The sequence below is a fragment of the uncultured Campylobacter sp. genome (genome assembly GCF_938041645.1).
Classification (GTDB): Bacteria; Campylobacterota; Campylobacteria; order Campylobacterales; family Campylobacteraceae; genus Campylobacter_B.
This window is the reverse complement of the sequence record NZ_CALIST010000067.1, coordinates 64,625-70,928: the sequence shown is the minus strand read 5'-3', so window position 1 is coordinate 70,928 and position 6,304 is coordinate 64,625. Positions and strand designations below refer to the sequence as shown.

Sequence of the window (6,304 nt, the reverse complement as noted above, 5' to 3'; positions counted from 1 at the left end):
ATTCGTCAATAGATCTTATTAAATTCCGTTAAATTAGTAATTACATATAAAATTTTATGATTTAGTTTATTAAAAATTTTATTATTATTTAAGAGGAATTGTAAGATAATCCTGCCAGTAAATTGATATAGATTATAAAATCTAAAAAGGATTTTTATGAAAAAGGGCAAAATTTTACTCTCTTTTGCGCTACTTTGCTCGCCGTTTTGGCTTACTGCGGCGCAAAATAGCGGCGCTTCTCAAAACTTGTCCGCTGCAAGCTCTGCCTCTAAAATTTCGTCGTCGCAAAGCTCGCGCACAGCCGCCACATCGCGGAGTTCTACATCGCCTATTTCAAATTTATCCTCTAATAGTGCAGCGTCGCAAAGCTCTGCGCAAAAGCCTGGAAGCCCTACCGCTGTAAATTCCGCGCCGTAGGGCAACGCCGTCGTAAGTTCCGCTACTAAAGGCATTGCACAAAATTCTGCGTCACAAAGCAGTAGCGCAGAAAATTCTACGCTGCAAAGCTCGGACGGCGATAATCTCGGCACCATAAACGTCACGGACAAAGCCGATCTGTCCACTACCGAGGGCACGGGCTCTTATACGACGGGCAATATGAGCACAGCGACGGGACTAAATTTAAGCATAAGAGAAACGCCGTAATCCATAAGCGTCATCTCCAATCAGCTTTTAAAAGATCTGAGCCTGCACAACGCCGAAGAGGCTCTTTCAAAATACGCAACCGGCATTTCGCTAAATAACGACGCAGGCGGCAATCGCATCGTCTCGCGCGGCTTTTATGTCGATAATATCCAAGAAGACGGCATCGCAAGCTCGGTTTCTAGCTCCGTGTTCGGGCCTCTTGGCTTATCGAAGGAATTTACCGATTTGGAATTTTACGATCGCGTTGAGGTTCTGCGCGGCGTAGCGGGCCTTACGCAAAGCAACGGCGAGCCCGGCGGCACGATAAATTTAATCAGAAAGCGCCCGAGCGATCAGTTCGGTTTTAACGCAAGTCTAAGCGGCGGTAGCTGGGATAATTATCGCGGTATGATCGACGTAACGGACGCGGTAAATCAAAGCGGTACGGCACGCGCGCGGCTGATCGGAATTTTAAGTAAAACGGGCTCGTTTAAGGACTATCCGTGCAACGGCTATCGCGAAGGCGTCGGCGTTTCGACGGAATTTGACGTGGCCGATAAGACGCTTCTTAGCGCGGGATTTTTGTGACAAAAAACCGTCGGCGTCTATGATATTTACGGCGTGCCCGTTTTAGACAATCATGGAAATTTACTGAATTTACCGCGCAGAAGCTACTTCGGCTCGGATTGGGACAGAAGCGAATATAAAAAATTTAACGCCTACAGCGAACTTTCGCACGAATTTAGCGATGATCTGAAAGCCTATGCGAGGCTCAATTATACCGATAGCGACAGCATGTTAAAATTCGGAGCGCTCGGCGGGGCAGATCCTTACAACGGCACTACGTCGCATACGGTGCGATATAGAATTTACGATAACGACTCCAAAGAGATCGGGTTTCAAACAGGGCTAGACGGCAAATTCGAAGCATTCGGGCAGAAGCACGACTTTTTCTTAAACGGCTCGCTTAGCAACGAAAAGCTTAATTGGCGCGAGACTAGGACGAGAGATTCATCTATGGCGTCGCTAGGAATGAATATTTATAACTGGGATCGCTCAAAGATTGCCCAGCCCGATTGGAGCAGTGCGGCTAGCTTTAAAGACCGAAGCTCCACTACCATAAAGCAGCGCGCGATCTCGCTCGGGACTAGATTAAACTTAACCGACGATTTCCACTTTTTACTCGGCGGGCGCTTTTCGAAGGTAACTTACAGCAGGTATTATTATAATATTTTGCGCGGTACGGCTTCGCATAGAGCGAGCCCGAGCAAATCGGATTTCACGCCGTATGCGGGAGTGGTCTGGGATTTTGCGGATAATTTTTCGTGGTACGCAAGCTATGCCGAAATTTTTAAGCCGCAAGCCGCGCGCGATAAAGACTGTAAAATTTTGGATCCCGTCGTCGGCTATAATTTAGAAACCGGCGTGAAGGGAGAATTTTTTGACGGCGCGCTTAATACGAATGTCGCGCTATTTCAGATCATTCAGAAAAATAGGGCGATGAGCGACCCTCTTAATACGAACTACTCTATCGCCGAGGGCAAGGTGCGAAGCCGCGGCATAGATGCCGAGCTGCAAGGCTCGCTTACTGAGAATTGGAAATTATTCGCGGGATATACTTTCAACCGCAGCGTCTATTTAAAGACGGAAAGAACCTCCGCGGCGGTCGATTATAGCAAAGGCGCAAACGCCAAACGCTACATTCCGAAGCATCTATTTAAGCTCTATACGAACTATGAAATTCCGCTCGGCGAAAATCGTAAGGTTACTTTGGGCGCCGGCATGCGCTATCAGAGCAAAACCGCTTCGATATATCGCGAAAACGTTGCGTACTACGCCGCACCGCAGAAGGCTTACGCGCTGTGGGACGCAAACGTCGGCTATCATTTCGACAAGCACTTTAGCGTAAATTTTGCGGTCAAAAACATCACGGATAAGAAGTATTTTCAAAATACGCAAAATCGCGTCGCGGGGATGAATAATTACTACGGCGAGCCGCGGAATTTTATGTTGACGCTAAATTATACGTATTAGGTGTGGATGGAATTTTGCGCTTATGCGAGCTTGGACTGACCGAGCTCGCGCGATCATATATAATTACGCGCTTTATAAGGGCGCGGATGAGGTGGGCGCAGAAGCGAGAGGCTAAGCTTTGTCGCAAGTAGCACGTAGCGAGACGGGTAAAATTTAAACGAAGCCGCGGGATTAAAATTTAGCTCGCGATTTGATTGATTAACGATTGATTAGCGCGGGCGATCCGGGCGATCGCGGGCAGGGGCGATAAATTTAATTTCGCGAAATTCCGAGCGAATTAAACGCGCAGACTTGTGAGTATAAAATCCGCTCGCGAGGTCGCGGGATCAAATTTAATCCCGAGAAATTTCACTACAACCGGCGCTAAATTTTAAAATTTAAAGAGAAAATTTGAAAACGCTAAAGCAATTTTTTGAAATTCTACGTCCGCACTGGTTCGGCGAGGGGGCGGCGAAGCTGTGGGCGCTGCTGCTGCTCGCGCTTGGTTTTAGCCTCGCTATCATCAAAATCAGCGTGCTGATGAACGCGTGGGATAAGCGCTTTTACGACGCGCTAAGCGAGCTTAAAGGCGAGCTGATCCCCGCGCTCGTGGGCGAGTTTTTGCTCTACACGGCGCTCATCGTGCTTTTCATCGTCTGCGGCAACTGGTTTCGCAAACTGCTCGTAATCGTCTGGCGCGAGCGGCTAAGCGCGATGATGGAGCGCAAATGGCTACATAACGCAAACTTCTACCGCACGAGCCTTGAGGGGAATTTCAGCGCCAGGGGCGGATCAAATTTAGAAAAACCTGGCGACGCAAATTTAAACGAGCGCTCAGAGTATTCCGCAGCTGAGGCGAACAGCGCGGTTTTGCATAGAGACGCAAAGAGGCTTGAAATTTTACCGAGTGCGGCAAAGCAAAATGCGGCGGGGCAAAGCGGCGCAAGCGAGAATGAAATTTCATCTAAAACTCGCGCAGATCGTGAAATTTCAAAAACGATCGCAAAGCTAGACAACCCCGATCAGCGTATCGCCGAGGACAGCCTGCTGCTCGTGCAAAAAAGCGTCGATCTCGTAAAATCGCTCGTCTACAATCTCGCCAAGCTCATCGCCTTCGTTGCGATCTTGTGGCAGGTCTCGAAGGTGTTGAAATTTGAAATTTTCGGCATGCACTTTGAGATCGAAGGCTTTTTGCTCTACGTCGCGCTCCTTTATACGCTGCTTTGCTCGCTGATCACGCATCTCATCGGGCGCAGGCTTAGGGGGCTAAATTTCGCCAAGCAGCGCGCTGAAGCCGACTACCGCTCGGATCTGTTGCTCGTGCGCGAAAACGCAGAAGCCGTAGCGTTTATGCGCGGAGAGGATGCCGAGCGCGGCCGCTTCCGCGCGAGCTTCAGCGAGATTATGAGAAACTGGCGCAGCATCATGAATACGGAATTTCGCCTCGAATGCTTTTCGGCAAGCTACCTAAAAATCACGAATTTAATCCCGATCTTTGCCTGCTTGCCGCTGTATTTGTCGCGCGCGATGAGCTTCGGCGATATGATGCAGGCGCGCTCGGCGTTTTACAGCGTGCAGGACGGATTTGCGTGGTTTATGGACTATTATAAGCAGATCATGGAGTGGGCGGCGAGCGTGCAGAGGATCTATGAGTTCATCTCGCGCATGGACGGCGAGAGTGCAAATCTGCGTGCTTGCGTCAAACAAAGCGACGAAAATTCTGCTCGTTGCGAGGGCTTGTCGGTCTTCACGCCTGCGGGCGAGCCGCTGATCGAGGATCTACGCTTCGAACTTGCGCCCGCACAGTTTATAATGCTGCGGGGCAAGAGCGGCGCGGGCAAAAGCACGGCTCTGCGCTACGCGGCGGGGCTTTGGCGATACGGCTGCGGCGAGATCAGCCTGCCGCGCACGGGCGTGATGTTTATCCCGCAAAAGCCCTATCTGGCGCCGCTTAGCCTAAAAGAGCTCATCTGCTATCCGCAGCCGCCGCGCGCAGACGATGCGGAATTTTTAGAAATTTTACGCAGCGTAGGGCTTGAAAAATTTGCCCGCATGCTAAACTCGCGTGCCGATTACGTTAAAATTTTAAGCGGCGGGGAGGCGCAGCGGCTTAGTTTCGCACGGATACGCTACCACAAGCCGAGCTTTGTTTTCGCAGACGAGATCACGTCTGCGCTCGATCTCGCCTCGGCGCGCGAGCTGCTACTGGGTCTGCGCGCGGATCTGCCGAGGCTCGGCATGCTAGCGATCGTGCATCAAACGGGGCTTGAGGATATATTCGAGCGGACGATAGAGCTTTAAATTTTATTGTTTAAATTTCACGTCGCAGGGATTTCGCCTTTAAATCCATATCTTTTTAAATCCAGATTTATTAAAATTACTCATTTATATTAAGCGGCGATAAAATTTGGCCGAGGCGCTAAGCGTTCGCATACATGGGCGTCAGCACCCGCGCGGCTAGGCGCTCGCACGCAGTAGGCGGCGGGGCAAGCGCTACGGCGCGGCAAGCGGCTTGGAGGTCGGTAGACGGCGTGCGATCGCGATTTTGCGCGAAATTAAGTCGGCAAAATTTAAACGCGAGATGATCTGCCAAGAAGACGGCGCCTAAATAAAATTTTAAACCGAGCCGCGATCGGTAGCGTAACGACTTGCTAAATGAGCAGGCTACGTAAGCGGCGCGATGCGTGGGCGTCGCAATAAGTCGGTAGCGCGTCGGATGGCGTGTATAACACATCGGCGGCGCAGACGGCACGCCGTGATCGAGAAGCGGAGCGGCGATACGTACCTACTCGGCGCCGTATGACATAACCTTCGCTCGGGCAAATCATCATCGTAACGGCGCTACGATCGAAGCGAACAGCACGGCCGTGACGGCGGATCGGCAGCACAAGACGGCGCGGCGTGATTGCGGCGACGACAGCATAAAATGCCGCAATATGGCAACCGCGATCGACAGGATGCGTATGTAGGTAAGACGCAGTGCAAGTAGCGCAAACAGCGATACGATGATGGCGACCCGCGGAGCGTATAAGTGAAACAGCGGTGCGGGTGGCGCAATAACGCCGAGGCGATACGATAGCGGCGACCGACGAGACATAACGCCGCCGTAGCGTTCGCGTGCGCTACGCCTAAGCCGATAAATTTTAAAAACGAAGCAAGGAGATTTTATGCTTAAAGCGGGGATTGTTTATAAATTTGCGCTCATCGTGTTACTAGGCTGCGCGCTTTGCATTTTGGGTTTTTCGGGCGCCTACTTTGCGCGCGGCGAATATGACGAGGCGTGGATGAGCCTGCATAAGATCGCGGGATTGGGTCTGCTTTGCGTCGCGATCTTGCATATAATCACAAGGCGAAAGAAGCTCGTAAAGCTCTGGGGCGAGTTTTTGGACGTGGTTTTGAGCCGCAAAAATCCCGGCTTTTGTAATATGGATCGCATCATAGGCGCGATCGAGTCCTATAATATTAGAGAGATCGCTGGTAAAATGGGCTTTGAGCCGGACGAGCTCGCTGAGATTTTGAAATCGAACGGCATCAAGCTTGTAAGCGCAGATCAAGGCCTGCGCGAGCTTGCGAAGTTTAACGACGAAAAAATTTTCTTCATCTTGGTACTTTTAATTGAGGCAAAATTCGGTAAAGCGGGCAGCTGCAAGGTCTAAATTTAAAAGGC

The 6,304-nt window shown here is 50.6% G+C and carries 5 protein-coding genes; 4 read left to right on the top strand and 1 reads right to left on the bottom strand.

Annotated features, from left to right (window positions below; translation table 11 throughout):
* Window positions 1–239 precede the first annotated feature (239 nt).
* A complete protein-coding gene (locus Q0600_RS09990) occupies window positions 240–575 on the bottom strand; it encodes a hypothetical protein (RefSeq protein WP_298759860.1) in 336 nt (111 codons plus the stop codon).
* A 73-nt stretch (window positions 576–648) separates the two neighbouring features.
* On the opposite strand from Q0600_RS09990, the gene Q0600_RS09985 reads away from it, so the two are divergent.
* The 4 genes from Q0600_RS09985 to Q0600_RS09970 all read left to right on the top strand — a co-directional run bounded on the left by Q0600_RS09985 (window position 649) and on the right by Q0600_RS09970 (window position 6,293).
* The gene (locus Q0600_RS09985) at window positions 649–1,212 is read left to right on the top strand and encodes a TonB-dependent receptor plug domain-containing protein (RefSeq protein WP_366517547.1); all 564 of its coding nucleotides are present in this window, start codon (window positions 649–651) and stop codon (window positions 1,210–1,212) included.
* Between the two features lie 33 nt (window positions 1,213–1,245).
* A complete protein-coding gene (locus Q0600_RS09980; protein WP_298759857.1) occupies window positions 1,246–2,658 on the top strand; it encodes a TonB-dependent siderophore receptor in 1,413 nt (470 codons plus the stop codon).
* Window positions 2,659–3,048: 390 nt separating this feature from the next.
* Complete coding sequence (locus Q0600_RS09975) at window positions 3,049–4,938, top strand: SbmA/BacA-like family transporter (RefSeq protein ID WP_298759855.1); 1,890 nt, start codon at window positions 3,049–3,051, stop codon at window positions 4,936–4,938.
* Between the two features lie 866 nt (window positions 4,939–5,804).
* Window positions 5,805–6,293, top strand: coding sequence for a chemotaxis protein (locus tag Q0600_RS09970; protein WP_298759853.1), 489 nt, complete (start codon window positions 5,805–5,807; stop codon window positions 6,291–6,293).
* Window positions 6,294–6,304: the final 11 nt, after the last annotated feature.

Coding starts and splice junctions, on each gene's coding strand:
- Q0600_RS09970 (WP_298759853.1), top strand. CDS start 5,805: ATGCTTAAAGCGGGGATTGTTTATAAATTTGCGCTCATCGTGTTACTA.